We start from the raw sequence: 14,048 nt of genomic DNA on the forward strand, positions 1-14,048 counted from the left end.
TTCACGCCGACCGCTTGTCGTTATTGATAAAATGCCTCCAGCTCGCGGACGACGGCTTCAAGCGAGCCGTCCACGCGCGTCTGGCGCTGCGGCTTCTCGAACAGCGCCGAAATTTGCGCCGGGAATGGCTGCTCGATGCCGCATAGCTCGATCGCTTCGCCAAACTTCGCCGGATGCGCCGTCGCGAGCGATACCGTCATCCCTTCGCCGCTGTATTTGTCCGCCGCGGCTACGCCGCACGCCGAGTGCGGGTCCAGCAAGTAACCGGCCGACGCGTGGTACGCCTTGATCGTCGTCAGGCACTCCTCGCCCTGAACGCCGTGCGCGCCGAACTCCTCCTGCACCTTGCGCAGCGCATCGCCGGAAATGACGATCCGCCCCTCCGACTTGAACTGCTCCATCAGCGCGCGGACTTGTGCGGCGTCCTCGCCGAGCACGTAATACAAGTATCGCTCGAAATTGCTCGCCACTTGAATGTCCATCGACGGGCTGTACGTTGTGCGGAAGTCGCCCGGCTTGTACACGCCTTCGAGGACGAACCTCTCCAAAATATTGTTTTCGTTCGTTGCGAGAATAAGCTTGCCGACCGGCAGCCCCATCCGCTTCGCCAAGTAGCCGGCGAAAATATCGCCGAAGTTGCCCGTCGGCACGCTGAAGTTCACCGTCCTCGCGCCCGTCTGCTTCGCCACCTGGAAGTACGCGTAGAAATAATAAACGGTCTGCGCCATGATCCGAATGAAGTTGATCGAGTTGATCGCGGCCAAGTGATGGTTCGCCTTGAAATCGAGATCCGCGAACAAATCCTTGATCATGCGCTGGCAGTCGTCGAAGTTGCCGTCGACCGACAGGTTCAGCACGTTGTCCTCCCGCACCGTCGTCATTTGCAGCTCCTGCACCTTGCTGACTTTGCCGTGCGGATGAAGGATGCAAATTTTGATGCCCTGCTTGCCCTTGACGCCTTCGATCGCCGAAGCGCCGGTATCGCCGGAAGTCGCGCCGAGAATATGGATTTTTTTGTTCTGCTTGGCCGCAACGTACGTATACAGCTGCCCCATGAACTGCAGGGCGATATCCTTGAACGCGAAGGTCGGACCGTGGAACAGCTCAAGCAAATACAAATCGTCCTTCAGCTTGCGGACCGGCGTCACCTCCGGATCGCGGAAGGTCGAATAGCTTGCGTACACCATGTCTTTCAAGTCCTGCTCCGGTATTTCCCCGTTCGTATAAAGCGAGAAGATCGCCAGCACGAGCTCCTGATAGCTCAGCTCCCGCCACTGCTTCAGCGTCTCCTCGGACACGACCGGAATGACGCTTGGCACGAGCAGCCCCCCGTCGTTGCCGAGTCCCATCATGAACGCGTCGATAAATCCGATTTTGCCAACGTTGCCTCGTGTACTGATGTAATCCATCTGAAAATAGCCTCCTACGCGCGTACGATTAATCGCAAGGATACGCCTGCCTCGAGCATATCGCCGTTTGCCCTGTTAATCGAATGTTTCCTAACAGTATATCACGATTTGCCGATGGAAAAAATGGATTCGACAAGGAAAAGCGAGGTTATTCGCCAGGTTTGACGATCAGCCCGAAATTCGCCGCGAACACCGAAGCCTGCCCGGGAGAAATGATGCTGCGGCGCAGGTCTTCAAGCGTAGCGCCTATGCCGTTAAATTCGCAGCTGCTAAGGTCGATTCCCGCAAGCTTCGTCTGCGAGAATTGCGCGCCGTCGATATTCGATTGCTTCAAAAAAAATTGCGAGAGCGTCATGTTGGACATATCCGCCTTCGCGAGCGAGCAGTTGTCGAACACGACGGCCTTCGCGTTAGCGAAGCGCAGAACGGCGTAGTCCGCCGAACATTGCGTAAACCGGACGTTGCGAAGCGTCGAGCCCGTCAGATCCATGCCGAGCAGCTTGCAGTTTTGAAAGACGGCCCGGTGCAAAACGAGCTCGGTCAGATCGATATTCGACAGATCGCAATTTTCGAAGCGGACGTCGGTCAGCTCCGCCTTGCGCAGGCTCGTGCCCCTGAAGGCGACGTTGCGGAAGACGGCCCGGTCAAGGTACAGCTTGTAGGCCGATTGGTTATGTACGCCGCTTTCTTGAAAGATGACGTCGCTTATTTCTTGCCCGTCCGCCCATTCGTTATCGGATACGGTTGCTTCGGTCAAGCTTTCCGGTATTTTCGGCGGTTCGATTTTCACTTTATTGCCGGACATCGTCCGCATCCCTCCTCATGACGCAGCCGCGGCAGATCTGCGCGGTTGCTTTCATTATAAACGAAATCGGAGCGGCCTTCGACGCCGAGGATGACTTATTTCATCCGCCCCTCTATAATGGCATTAACGAATCCGTCATGGAGGTGCACGATGAAATACGAGCTGACGATGGAGCAGCGCGACCGGCTGCTCGGGCAGCTGACGGAGGAGCAGCGCCGCTTCGTTCATCATGAGCTTGTGCGGGGCAGGCGCACGCTGTTCGCGCGCCAGCTCGCCCGCAAAAAAGTCCAGTTCATCCCGGAGGATGCGCGGTTCGAGGACATCGAAGCGTTCATCGAGGAATGGGATTACGTCGGCTTCACCGACAGCGGCGAAGTGTCTCCGCTGACCAAGTGCGAGTGCGGCCGCTCGCTGCGCTATCAGCATCAGGTGTTGCATCTGCCGACAAATACGATGCGCTACTTCGGCATCGAGCACCTGCAGCTGCATACGGGCATCGACGCGAAAACGATCGCCGCCATCATGAAGGGCTTCGACGTCCTCGACGCGGAGATGAACGAGCTGCTGTGCAAGCTCCGGGACGGCTGGTCGCTCGGACAGCATCTATTCCTGCCGCTGCCGGAAGAGCTGGAGGTGCCGCCGGATATTCGGGCTCATCTGGACGCGGGGCTGCCGCTGCTGGACAGGCAGGTGCTTCGGCTGCGCGGACGCTTGCGCGAGCTTGATCAGGCGAATCGCAGGAAGCGGATCGAGGCCGCGATCGCTTACGTCGACAAGCCGGACGCCCACGACGGCTGGCCGTCCGACAACGATGTCCCCGCTGCGGTCGAAGGGCAGGAAGCCCCCGGCATCGGGGAAGCCGACGGGAGGCAAGGCGCGTTCGACTTCGGCGGCGACCCGGACGGACAAGTCGCGTTCGACTTCGGCGGCGACCCGGACGGACAAGTCGCATTCGACTTCGGCGGCGATGCCGGCGGGCAGGTCGCCTTCGACTTCGGCGGCGATGCCGGCGGGAAGGCCGCTTTCGGTGTCGGCGGCAATGCGGCGAGCCAAGGCGCGTTTCCGTTCGACGAGCCGAAGCCGGCGAAGCAAGACGACGCCTTCGGGATGCCGAAGCCCCCGCCGGGCGCGTTCGCTCCGCCCGAGCCCGGCGTCTATGCCGGCGGCAACGTCGCGACTGCCGGGTCCGATCCGTTCCATTTGCCCGCCGCCGCTCGGCGCGTTGTGGACGATGCGCTCCCGTACGGCCGCATCAGCACGAGAGCCGTCTCCGAGTTCATCCTGGAGCAGAAGCTTTCCCCGGACATCCGGATGTCGACGGGCAAGCCGAGCATCTATATCGCCGTTGCGGCCTATCTCGACAAGCTGGCCGCATTCGGCAAATGCGAGCTCGTAACCGCAAGCGCCGAAGACCGCGTCTACGCTCCGCGCTGACCTTGCGGGCAGCGATTTTTTTAGCAGGCTCCGACGGCATGCGCCCGCTCGGGAGGCGCCGACTCGGCACTCGCTGCTTCCGGGGCGGTGCGCGCTTGAGGCGGCAGCATAGTGAGGCAGACTCATTAATTAATGAGCCAAAGCTCACAATTTGAAGAGCTATTGACCTGCTTTTCCCGTTTTATGAGGCAAACCTCACTCCCCAATGAAGGCAGCCTCACGGAGAGTGAGGTTTGCCTCACTGTTCTTTCGATCTGCGCGCATGCTGCCGAAAAGCGTGAGGATAGCCTCACTGATTAGTGAGGCTGCCTCATTGTTGCTTAGGCGGCCTATCGCTTCGATTGCCGCATAGAGACCAAGATTTGGCATAAATAGATAAGGTGGAACAATGGAGCCCCCCAATTTGCGCGTATTTGAACATTTCCAAATACACGCTCTACAGCTACCTGGAGGAAACCAAATCGCAAGCCGAAGGGAAGGAGGAGCGGCATGAGTGAGGAAGCAGGCGGAACGCATCCCGTAGAATGGCCCCAAACCCCGTGCGTCGTCATCGATAAGGCGAAGATGGAACGCAATATTGCGGCGATGGCGGAAATCGCCCGCAGCCATCAGGTTCGTCTACGCCCCCACGCGAAGACGCATAAGATGCCCTCGGTTGCGGAGCTGCAGCTGCAAGCCGGAGCCGTGGGCATTACGGTGGCCAAAGTATCCGAAGCGGAAGTCATGGCGCGCGGCGGCATCTCGAACATTTTTGTCGCGTACCCGCTCGTCACGCCGGACAAAATCGACCGGGCCATTCGGTTAAACCGGCAAATTAAGCTTATTGCCGCCGTGGACAGCCTGGAGGGCGCCGAGCGGCTGAACGAAGCGGCCGGCCGTGACGGGAAGCCGCTCGAGGTCCGGCTGGAGATCGATACCGGCTTGCGGCGGACCGGCGTCCCGTATGATCGGGCGGCCGAGCTGGCGGCTCCTGTTCACCGCATGGAGCATCTGCGTCTGACCGGCATCTTTACGTTCCGGGGGGCGATTTACCGCGGGAAGCCGACGCTTGATTTGCGGGCCGCCGGCGAGGAGGAAGGACGGCTCATGGTCGAGCTGGCGGACCGTCTGCGCGGCATGGGCATCCCGATCGCCGACGTGAGCGTCGGTTCGACGCCGACCGGCAGACATGCCGCCGCGGTGAAGGGCGTGACCGAAATCCGTCCCGGCACGTACGTGTACCAGGACCGGATGCAGGCCCGGCTCGGCGTATGCGGGTTGGACGATTGCGCGGGCAGCGTCTGGGTGACGGTCGTCAGCCGGCCGTCCCCGGATCTGGCCGTCGTCGACGGCGGCAGCAAGACGTTTGCCACCGACGTGGCCCCCGGCGTCGAACCGCTGATGCTGCAAGGCTTCGGAAGTGTCGCCGGGCTGGAGGACGCCGTCCTTGAGCGGCTGTCCGAGGAGCACGGCATGCTGCGCCTCGGTCCGGACGCGCAGAAGGCGGACCTTCGGATCGGAAGCCGTCTGCGGATCATCCCGAACCATATTTGCAGCACCGTCAATTTGCATAACAACGTGTATGTCGATAACGGCGACGTCTTTGAAGAGCGCGCCGTGCTTGGACGCGGTATGCTGGAATAGGCGCTTGGCCGCGCAAGAAGAGGCATAGCCACCGATACAAAACGCGGGACGGCCGTCTGATCCGGGCACTGCTCCGCTGCCATTATCATTTTAACGACTATATCGCAATCGGAGGTATTCGAATGTCCACAATCGAACGGCGCCTGCTCGAGCTCGGCATCGAGCTGCCCCCTTCGCCGGAGCCGCGCTTCACTTACGTTCCGTGCCGGCAGACCGGGAACCTGATTTACTTGTCCGGGCAGGACTGCCGCATCAACGGCGAGTTAATGTACGAGGGCAAGCTGGGCCGGGAGCTCACGATCGAGCAGGGCCAGGAGGCGGCTCGTCAGACGATCATCAACTGCCTCGCCGTCATGAAGGGCTACCTTGGCGATTTGGATCGCGTCGCGAAGATCGTCAAGCTGCTTGCGTTCGTGAACAGCGCTCCCGGCTTCGCCGATCAGCCGTACGTCATTAACGGCGCGTCCGATCTGCTGGTCGACGTGTTCGGCGAAGACGGCAAGCACGCAAGGTCCGCGATCGGCACGAGCGACCTGCCCTTCCATACGCCGGTCGAAATCGAGCTCATCGCGGAAATCCGCGATTAAACGCAAAGTCCCCCGGGTCGTTCTTTCGACTTGGAGGACTTTTCTTTTTGGCTTGTGGAATTCCCCGCGTTCCTGCCCGATCGGTGCAATTTTATTCGAGTCATGACAGTCACGAGATACTATTTCTCCAGATAATTCTTCAGCCCATCCAAATCCTTGGCACAAATTTTTCGGAATGTGCCTGTCATTAGTTTACTAACCAGTTTTGCAATTCCAGTCATCCCTCTAATTTCACCGTGTAAAGTAACCTCTGTAGCATTTCCTAATTCTTTAATTGAGTATGTATAAAAATGTTCCCCTTTACCGCTTGTCCCTTTTGAACCGTCTACGTAGAGTTGAATTTTGTTAGGCTCCAGACCCGTTACAGTAAATACTTCCGTTGCTTCTTGTCCCATCATTTTCCTTGTTTCTTTCCATCCACTTCCAACTTTCATTGGACCCTCATCCAATCGCTCTATTCGAACTAACCCTTGCATCCAGTGCTTTGCTGAATCCAAATCCAGCAAGCCTTCGTATACTTTTTCTCTTGGAACATTAAAGGTTTCTTTCGTTTCAAATTGAATACTCATACCATTTCCTCCTGCTTTATTTAATCTTAAATCCTCATCTCCAGTCTAACACTTTATTTTTCTTTTCCGCCTAGAACAAATCCAGCTGCTCCACGACCGGACCCGCCGGAGGCCGCTCGAAGGGGCTGCGCCCGTCGGGCCTTGCCAGCCCGAGAAGCTCCATCATCCGCTTCGCGTTGTCCGCGGCGTCGCCGCCCGAGTTATTGTTGAACACGACGCATATATGCTCGCTTTCCTCCTGCAGCCGCAGCAGCTTGTCCGCCCAATCGCTCAGCTCCTCGTCGCTGTAGCGGTACAAATAGCGCACCTCGCGCCAGTTCGCCGCGCCGCCTTGGTTCCACCCCGCCGCGTTGCGGCCGTGGAAGCGCACGACGGTCGCATCCCGATCCGTCGCCTTCAGCACGGTCGGGACGGAGCCGCGCCCCGCCTGCGGTTCGTCGCAGACGCTGTGAATCCACCCCTCCCGAACCATGAAGGCCAGCGACTTCTCCCTCATCTCGCCCTCGAACCAGCTCTGGTGCCGGAACTCCAGCGCGCAAGGGATGCCCTCCATGCGAGCCTTCGCCTCCCGGAGGACGCGTACGTTGTCGCGGGTGCAGTCGAACCACGGCGGGTACTGGAACAGCGCCGCCTTCAGCCTGCCCGCCCGGGCGGCCGGCTCCAGCATGTCCCGGAAAGCCGCGAACTGATCGCCCTGCTCGTTCGGCATAGCGGCCGGTCCGCGCTGATGCCCGGTCATCCCTTGGTACGCCTTCACGACAAAATGAAGCGTATCCGGCGTTTCGTCCACCCATTTGGCGAATCGCTCGCGCGGCTGGATCGCATAGAACGTAGTGTCCACTTCAACGAGCGGAAAATGCTTCGCGTATTGCGCCAGCTTGCTCCCCGCTTTCGCGCCGGGAACGTACAGGTCGTGGTCGCCCCAGCCGGCCAGTCCGATATGGATCGGCATGCCTCCCCCTCCTGCCTAGCTCATAAATAACGGTACTCCGTGAAGGCGGCCGCTTGTCCCTTGTACGCGCCGTCCCGGTCGATAACGTTCCAAACGGTCGCATTAACGATGTAAAACCGCCGCCCCGTGCTCGATATGCGGATGCCCGTATAGTTGTCGACGTACCCGCTTTCCGTCACCGCCCGGAAGAACCGGTCCCGCTCGGCGCGCTCCATCGGCTCTGCCGTCAGTCTGGAAGGCGTGTCCGTGAACCGCTCCCAATCCATCTCCCACAGCTCAAGCCCGAGCCGGTTGCCGTAGTTCAACACGGGATTATCCTCCGTCCCGTGCGACAAGACGACCTTACCGGCATGAAACAGCTGCTCCCTTGCCGAGCGCTCGGAATCGCAGGCAATGAGCGCTTCCCCCGTCCATCTCCGATAACTGTCCATCAGCAGCGCTGCGTGTTCTTCCGTCGATCCGTCTCCCGTTTCCGGCAAATTCATCCGAATGCTCCTCCCGCGTTTTCGGTTTCGTTACCTTTACGTATAACACGACAGGGCGTTATTTGTCCAATTTGCGAAGACGCAGCAGCGAAGCCCCAATAATCGCAAAAGCCGCCAGCGCCAGCATCGGAATCGTGATGAAGCCGAACCAGTTCAAATAGTCGCCCTGGCAGGATACGGGGCCGCAGGCCGCAAGCGCCGAGTCGTGCGGGAGCTTCTGCAGCACGGTATGGTACAGCGAGAATCCGCCTCCGATCGCGGCGAGCGGCAGGGCGTAGGCGGCGATGCCTGTATCGCTCCTCGCGTAAGCGATGCCAAGCAGCAGCGCGAGCGGATACATAAAGATGCGCTGAAACCAGCACAGGCTGCAAGGCTGAAAATGCATGACCTCGCTCAAATACAGGCTGCCTGCCGTCGCGAGCACGGCGGCCGCCCATGCGAGAAACAGCAAAAAAAATTGTTTTTTTTCCCTGGTATTATCCTCGCGACCCGCCATCCGCTCATCCTGCCTGTCCGGCGTCTCCAACCTATCTTGCTTGTCCAGCTTAAATCCCTCGCTTTCGTCATATTCCGGTTCTTCTCCCTATCATCGTACAGAACAACCCGCCATGTCATGACTCGAAAGGGCTAGGCGGCCAAAACTTCCGGCGATGCCCCGCTACCCGAGGCTGACCCGGTTTCTGCCGGCCTGCTTCGATCGGTACAGCGCTTCGTCCGCCCTCCGCTTTACCTCTTCCAAGGAGTCGTTCGGATCCGAGCAAGCGGCGATGCCGACCGATACCGTGATTGGTCTGCCTGTCGGGCCGATCTCCCGCGCGATGCCCTTCCGCATCCGTTCCCCGAGCCGAACCGCGGCTTCGGCGTCCGCGCCCGGCGACAACACGACGAACTCCTCGCCGCCGTACCTGAAGCACACGTCGTTGCTGCCCGCAAGCCCGGACAGCTTCGAGCCGAGAAACCGCAGCACCTCGTCTCCCATCGCGTGGCCGTACGTGTCGTTGACCGATTTGAAGTGATCGATGTCGAGAATCATATAGTTAAACGGCGTGCCGCTTGCCTGCCAACCCGCCAGCACCTTATCCATCGAGCGGCGGTTGTTAAGGCCCGTCAGCGTATCCTTCTGCGCCTCGACCGATAACGAGTCGATTTGGCTGCGCATCGAAGCGACCGCTTTTTCGATCGTCTTGCGAAGCTCGTTCGCCTCGTAATTCCACTTATGAATCTCCGGCACGTTGACGTCCGGGTTCGCCTCGCTCGACAATTGCTCCGCGAAGCTCGCGAGGTTATACAGGGGCCGCGAAAAATAACGGGTCAGCATAATGACCGCAAGCAGAACGAGGAGCAGGATCGGCAGCGAATACGTGAACATTTTGAGCACAAGCTGCCGGGAGGCGGTGATCACGGAAGAAGAAGGCGTCTGCGAAATGATTCCCCAGCCCGATTCGGCGACCGGCGCGTAGCCCGCCAGCATGGAGACCCCCTTCGTGTTCACGAGATCCATGTCGCCCTTCTCGCCCTTCAGCACATGCCGGACAGCGGCGTTCGCGGTCACGTTCTCGCCGATCCGTTCCTTGTCCGGGTGATACAGCAGCTCCCCCTTGCCCGAGACGACGTACACGTAGCTGCCGATGTCGTTCGACATCTGCGTGCCGAGCATGATCTCGAACAGATTGGGCTCGCTGAGGTAAATGCTGCCTGCGATGAAGCCCTCGTAGTCCCCGCTTTTCCCGAAGATGGGCTCCGATAGTAAAATAATGTGACGGCCGGTAATGCCGATGTAAGGATCGGATATCATCGGCGCCTTCGCTTCCAGCGCTTCCAAGGCGGCCCGGCTTTCCAGCCTTTTGCCCGCTACTCCGATATTGTCCGGCGCGGACCTCAGCACGACGCCGTCCTTATCCGCAATGAATACCGAATTGAACAGGTTATTGCTCTCCCGAATTAGCTGAAGGCTGAATTGGCTCGTCTCCTCCTTGCCTCCTCCGCTCAAATGGGCGGCGGAAAGCGCCAGCATGTCGGTCGCGGACGTTAACAGCTCGTTTGCCGTTATGGCAAGCTTCTCGGCGTTGATGCGGTTTAATTCGAGCGTATTTCTCACGAGCGAGCTTTTGTTGCTTTCATACCCGACCATCGCGCTGATGAGCAGCGTAATAATAATGGTTAAAACGACCGTCGCGATGACAAAAAAACCGATCGTTCGGCCTTTTTCTATTTTGACCAACTTCGAAATTCCCCTTATTTGTCTATTTTCATACAAGATTCGACAAACAAAAGGTATTCCCTTTTTTATCGGCGAAGCCCCGCGCAGGCGAATTTTGCCAATCGACCATGCCGCGATGTCGGAACCGCCCGGCCGGGGCGGGGCTAGCCGATCGGCACATGGTAGCCGAACGAATGCCATACCCCGAAATGGTCCTTGACGGTAATGCCCCTCTGTCCCCCCATTGCGGCATCGGCATAATAGGGGTAGCTCCGGCCCGCCGTGTAGTGCCCCTTATAATTTCCGGAGAAGGAGACTGGCGCCGCATCGAACCTCAGCTCAGCGTCCGTTACGAGGACGGCGCGCGTCGTTGCGGAGGAGGTGCCGTAATTGGCCTCCTCGGCTTGCTGCACGCCGCTCTCCGCCTTCAGCATGTCGATATCGCGCTGCATCGCCAGAATGACGTCCCGGTCGGCCGAGTCGCCGGCAGCGCAGGCGGAAGGGATGCACATCCGCTGGCCGACTCTCAGGCTATTTGGGTCGATACCCGGATTGGCCGCCAAAATACTCGCGATCGTCACCCGATAAGCTTGCGCGATAGCATAAAGCGTATCGCCGCGTTCGATGATTTTTGCCGTATGATTCGGCGGGCAAGACGGGATGCAGAGCACTTGGCCCACTCTCAGATTGTAAGGATCGACGCCCGGATTGGCGGCCATGATGCCGGCCACGCTGACCTCGAGCCGATAGGCGATCAGATTTAACGTATCGCCCGGTTGTATCGTGTACGGATATTGCTCCGCCGTGCATTGCCTGTAATCGTACAAAACGAAATTCCCCTTTCCGCGCGGTTATCATCTATAGACTATGCTCGGAATAGGCATTCGTTCCAGTCCGTGCCGCCGGCCGTCCGCTAGACCAAGGCGCCATGCTGCCAAAGTGCCGACGATTCGGAAAATAACGGTAAAAAGCGGTTTTATTCCGGCCTTCACTCGGTTCGCTCGCGAAATAAGGGAATATGGCGGCGCTATTTGGGCGATATCCGCTATGAAACGGACAAATCGAGACAAATAAAGCCCATTTGTTCCGTTATTCCTCGCAAGCGGCGGTCCATAGGCCGAATAAGACCAATAATTTCCGTTATTCGTCATCAGGCGCTACAAATATGCCAAGAAGCCGCTCCCGGCATCAAACGGGGAGCGGCTTCTCATCGTTCGAATCAGTTGATGAATTTCAGATGCTTCAGCAAGCCTTCCAGCATAACGGCGGCCTCGGCGCGCGACGTTGCTTCGGCCGGGGCGAACGTACCGTCCGGATTGCCTTCGATGATGCCCGCGGCAACGACGTCGGCCGCCGCCTGCAAAATAAGCGTCGCTTTCGATCGCGAGATACGTCATTTCCTGGGAAATCGTCTCGTCATTAATCGACATCCCGACGGCGTCCGGATCAACGCCGCTTTCCGTCCCCTTCATGACCGCCTGTCCGGTCAGCACGTCGCCGTCGGCCGCCTTCTGGCGAAGCCCCTCCTGCGGCAGGCCGCCGATGACGGTCAGACGTTTGGTGCTGGTTGTCGTTTTATTGAAGCCGTCCGATATAGCCTGCGCATACTCCGCCAAGGAGCGCGGCTTGTAATAGACGGATGCCGCTATCGTCCCACTGCCCGCATCCGTAATTTCGGCTTGGCCTGCGGTGAAAAAAAGCGGTTGCCAGCATGCTGAAAGCTAACAGCAGCGGCAACCACCTTTTCAATCTGCGACGTTTCAATTCCATTCCCCTCCGCCTCTAAAGTGGTAAAATCAAAAACCAATCTCCTTCATTCTAGCGTCGGAATGTAAATGGAATGTTAGGGCGAAATAAAGATTTCATGTTCCTGCCGACAGATGTTGCCCATACGCCGAATAACCCGACCCGGCTTCCGCCGGCATCGGGTCCTATCGAAAGATTTCGAGGCTACACCATGATTTTGCAAATATCGTTCGTGAATTCCACCGGATCCTGGATCGGCAGCCCTTCGATAAGTAGCGCTTGATTGTACAGCAGCTGCGTATACAGATTCAGCTTCTCTTTGTCCGTCTCGAACGCCGATTTCAGCGACCGGTACACCTCGTGGTTCACGTTAATCTCCAGCACTTTGTCCGCTTTGACGTCCCCGCCGTTCGGCATCGCCTGGAGCACCTTCTCCATCTCGATCGAAAGCTCGCCCTCGGCGGACAAGCAGACCGGATGGCTCTTCAGCCGCTTCGACGCCTTGACGCTCTTCACCTTGCCGGACAGCAGGCCGGCCATATGCTCGAACAGATCCTTGTTCTCGCTCGCTTCCGCATCCGCCTGCTTGTCGGCTTCGTCGGCTTCGATGCCGAGATCGCCGCTCGATACCGATTTGAATTCCTTGTCCTTGTACTTCGCGACGATCTTGATCGCGAACTCGTCGATATCGTCGGTAAGGTATAGAATCTCATAGCCTTTGTCGGCGACAAGCTCGGTCTGCGGCAGCTTCTCGATCCGCTCGACCGATTCGCCGGAGGCATAGTAAATGTACTTCTGGTCTTCCGGCATTCTCGACACGTATTCGTCCAGCGTGACCGGCTTCTTCTCCTTCGAGGAATAGAAGAGGAGCAGATCCTGCAAATCGTCCTTGTGCATGCCGTAGTCGTTGTACACGCCGAACTTCAGCTGACGGCCGAACGACTTGTAGAACTTCTCGTACTTCTCTCGCTCTTCCTTCAGCAGACTTTGGAGCTGGCCCTTGATCTTGTTCTTGATGTTCTTCGCGATCAGCTTCAGCTGGCGGTCGTGCTGCAGCAGCTCCCTGGAGATGTTCAGCGACAAATCCTCGGAATCGACCATGCCCTTCACGAAGCTGAAGTAGTCCGGCAGCAGATCCGCGCATTTGTCCATGATCAGCACGCCGTTGGAGTACAGCTCGAGCCCCTTCTCGTACTCCTTCGTGTAATAATCGAACGGCGTATTTTCCGGGATGAACAGAATCGCGTTGTACACGACGGCGCCGTCGGCGCTAATATGGACATGCTTCAGCGGCTTGTCGAAGCCGTACCGCTTCTCGAAGTAGAAGTTTTCGTAATCCTCGTCCTTCAGCTCGTTTTTGTTCCGGCGCCAGATCGGCACCATGCTGTTCACGGTTTGCTCTTCCCGGTATTCCTCGAATTCGTTGCTCTCGCTGCCTTCCTTCGGCCGGGAGCCCGTCACGTCCATCTTGATCGGGTAGCGGATAAAATCGGAATATTTCTTGATGATCGAACGGAGGCGGTACTCTTCCAAATATTCGTCGTACTGCTCGTCCTCGTTATTCTCTTTGATCTTGAGCGTAATCTCCGTGCCGACCGATTCTTTCTCGCAAGGCTCGATCGTGTAGCCGTCTGCGCCGCTCGACGTCCACTTGAACGCCTCGTCGCTGCCGAGCGCCTTCGAAATAACGGTCACTTCGTCCGCCACCATGAACGCCGAATAGAAGCCGACGCCGAATTGGCCGATAATGTTGTGCCCGTCCTTCGCCTCGTTCTCCTTCTTGAACGCCAGCGAGCCGCTCTTCGCGATGATGCCCAAATTGTTCTCGAGATCCTCCTGCGACATGCCGATGCCCGTATCGACGAGCGTGAGCGTCCGGCTCGCCTTATCCGCCGTCACTTTAATATAGTAATCCTCTTTATTGAACACGAGCGCGTCGTCGGTCAGCGCCTTGTAATAAATTTTGTCGATGGCGTCGCTGGCGTTGGAAATAAGCTCCCTCAGAAAAATCTCCTTCTGCGTATAGATGGAGTTGATCATCATTTCCAGCAATCGCTTCGATTCCGCTTTGAACTGCTTCATGGCCATGAACGGTTCTCCTCTCGATTTTAAATCAGGGTTAGCACTCGAATTCCAAGAGTGCTAATACTTCTTTTTATATAACATATCGCATTTTTTAATGTCAAGCGCCGGGCCGGTATTTGTCCGCAAAAAAATAAAGAGCGGAAACCGATGGCA

The 14,048-nt window shown here is 57.9% G+C and carries 13 protein-coding genes; 3 read left to right on the forward strand and 10 right to left on the reverse strand.

The features are described from left to right. Positions 1-20: 20 nt before the first annotated feature. Together thrC and IDH41_RS12285 are read right to left on the reverse strand one after the other, a co-directional pair. Entirely contained in the window at positions 21-1,409 is a 1,389-nt protein-coding gene (gene thrC / locus IDH41_RS12280) for a threonine synthase (RefSeq protein WP_190861380.1), read from the reverse strand. 148 nt (positions 1,410-1,557) lie between these two features. Continuing rightward, positions 1,558-2,214, reverse strand: a complete 657-nt coding sequence (locus IDH41_RS12285; protein WP_190861381.1) for a pentapeptide repeat-containing protein — start codon at positions 2,212-2,214, stop codon at positions 1,558-1,560. Positions 2,215-2,364: 150 nt separating this feature from the next. Between IDH41_RS12285 and IDH41_RS12290 the strand changes: the two genes are divergently transcribed. From IDH41_RS12290 to IDH41_RS12300, 3 genes are all read left to right on the forward strand, one after another. Further along, positions 2,365-3,648, forward strand: a complete 1,284-nt coding sequence (locus IDH41_RS12290) for a DUF3895 domain-containing protein (RefSeq protein ID WP_190861383.1) — start codon at positions 2,365-2,367, stop codon at positions 3,646-3,648. Positions 3,649-4,137: 489 nt separating this feature from the next. Further along, positions 4,138-5,271 (forward strand): alanine racemase, encoded by a 1,134-nt coding sequence (locus tag IDH41_RS12295; protein WP_190861385.1) that lies wholly within the window; start codon positions 4,138-4,140, stop codon positions 5,269-5,271. 122 nt (positions 5,272-5,393) lie between these two features. Beyond that, positions 5,394-5,858: a RidA family protein gene (locus tag IDH41_RS12300; protein WP_190861387.1), complete on the forward strand. Its 465-nt coding sequence runs from the start codon at positions 5,394-5,396 to the stop codon at positions 5,856-5,858. A gap of 119 nt (positions 5,859-5,977) precedes the next feature. Here the strand turns inward: IDH41_RS12300 and IDH41_RS12305 are convergent, their stop codons facing one another. From IDH41_RS12305 to htpG, 8 genes are all read right to left on the reverse strand, one after another. Beyond that, on the reverse strand, positions 5,978-6,427 hold the full coding sequence (locus IDH41_RS12305) for an SRPBCC family protein (RefSeq protein ID WP_190861389.1): 450 nt from the start codon (positions 6,425-6,427) through the stop codon (positions 5,978-5,980). Between the two features lie 70 nt (positions 6,428-6,497). After that, positions 6,498-7,379, reverse strand: coding sequence for a DUF72 domain-containing protein (locus IDH41_RS12310; protein ID WP_190861391.1), 882 nt, complete (start codon positions 7,377-7,379; stop codon positions 6,498-6,500). Positions 7,380-7,399: 20 nt separating this feature from the next. Continuing rightward, positions 7,400-7,864 carry an MEKHLA domain-containing protein gene (locus tag IDH41_RS12315; RefSeq protein ID WP_190861392.1) on the reverse strand — a complete coding sequence of 155 codons (465 nt, stop codon included), beginning with the start codon at positions 7,862-7,864 and terminating at the stop codon, positions 7,400-7,402. A gap of 58 nt (positions 7,865-7,922) precedes the next feature. Next, positions 7,923-8,360, reverse strand: coding sequence for a disulfide oxidoreductase (locus IDH41_RS12320; RefSeq protein WP_190861394.1), 438 nt, complete (start codon positions 8,358-8,360; stop codon positions 7,923-7,925). 162 nt (positions 8,361-8,522) lie between these two features. Further along, positions 8,523-10,085, reverse strand: a complete 1,563-nt coding sequence (locus tag IDH41_RS12325; RefSeq protein ID WP_190861396.1) for a sensor domain-containing diguanylate cyclase — start codon at positions 10,083-10,085, stop codon at positions 8,523-8,525. A gap of 143 nt (positions 10,086-10,228) precedes the next feature. Continuing rightward, complete coding sequence (locus IDH41_RS12330; RefSeq protein ID WP_190861398.1) at positions 10,229-10,891, reverse strand: LysM peptidoglycan-binding domain-containing protein; 663 nt, start codon at positions 10,889-10,891, stop codon at positions 10,229-10,231. Between the two features lie 330 nt (positions 10,892-11,221). Continuing rightward, the gene (locus IDH41_RS32275) at positions 11,222-11,680 is read right to left on the reverse strand and encodes a hypothetical protein (RefSeq protein ID WP_263364572.1); all 459 of its coding nucleotides are present in this window, start codon (positions 11,678-11,680) and stop codon (positions 11,222-11,224) included. Between the two features lie 334 nt (positions 11,681-12,014). Further along, the gene (htpG, locus tag IDH41_RS12345; RefSeq protein WP_190861404.1) at positions 12,015-13,898 is read right to left on the reverse strand and encodes a molecular chaperone HtpG; all 1,884 of its coding nucleotides are present in this window, start codon (positions 13,896-13,898) and stop codon (positions 12,015-12,017) included. Positions 13,899-14,048 lie beyond the last annotated feature (150 nt).

The sequence above is a fragment of the Paenibacillus arenilitoris genome (assembly GCF_014705655.1).
GTDB lineage: Bacteria > Bacillota > Bacilli > Paenibacillales > Paenibacillaceae > Pristimantibacillus > Pristimantibacillus arenilitoris.

What these genes read in the sequence shown, in the direction of transcription:
- thrC (WP_190861380.1), bottom strand. Translation starts at nt 1,409, where the DNA reads ATGGATTACATCAGTACACGAGGCAACGTTGGCAAAATCGGATTTATC.
- IDH41_RS12285 (WP_190861381.1), bottom strand. Translation starts at nt 2,214, where the DNA reads ATGTCCGGCAATAAAGTGAAAATCGAACCGCCGAAAATACCGGAAAGC.
- IDH41_RS12290 (WP_190861383.1), top strand. Translation starts at nt 2,365, where the DNA reads ATGAAATACGAGCTGACGATGGAGCAGCGCGACCGGCTGCTCGGGCAG.
- IDH41_RS12295 (WP_190861385.1), top strand. Translation starts at nt 4,138, where the DNA reads ATGAGTGAGGAAGCAGGCGGAACGCATCCCGTAGAATGGCCCCAAACC.
- IDH41_RS12300 (WP_190861387.1), top strand. Translation starts at nt 5,394, where the DNA reads ATGTCCACAATCGAACGGCGCCTGCTCGAGCTCGGCATCGAGCTGCCC.
- IDH41_RS12305 (WP_190861389.1), bottom strand. Translation starts at nt 6,427, where the DNA reads ATGAGTATTCAATTTGAAACGAAAGAAACCTTTAATGTTCCAAGAGAA.
- IDH41_RS12310 (WP_190861391.1), bottom strand. Translation starts at nt 7,379, where the DNA reads ATGCCGATCCATATCGGACTGGCCGGCTGGGGCGACCACGACCTGTAC.
- IDH41_RS12315 (WP_190861392.1), bottom strand. Translation starts at nt 7,864, where the DNA reads ATGAATTTGCCGGAAACGGGAGACGGATCGACGGAAGAACACGCAGCG.
- IDH41_RS12320 (WP_190861394.1), bottom strand. Translation starts at nt 8,360, where the DNA reads ATGGCGGGTCGCGAGGATAATACCAGGGAAAAAAAACAATTTTTTTTG.
- htpG (WP_190861404.1), bottom strand. Translation starts at nt 13,898, where the DNA reads ATGGCCATGAAGCAGTTCAAAGCGGAATCGAAGCGATTGCTGGAAATG.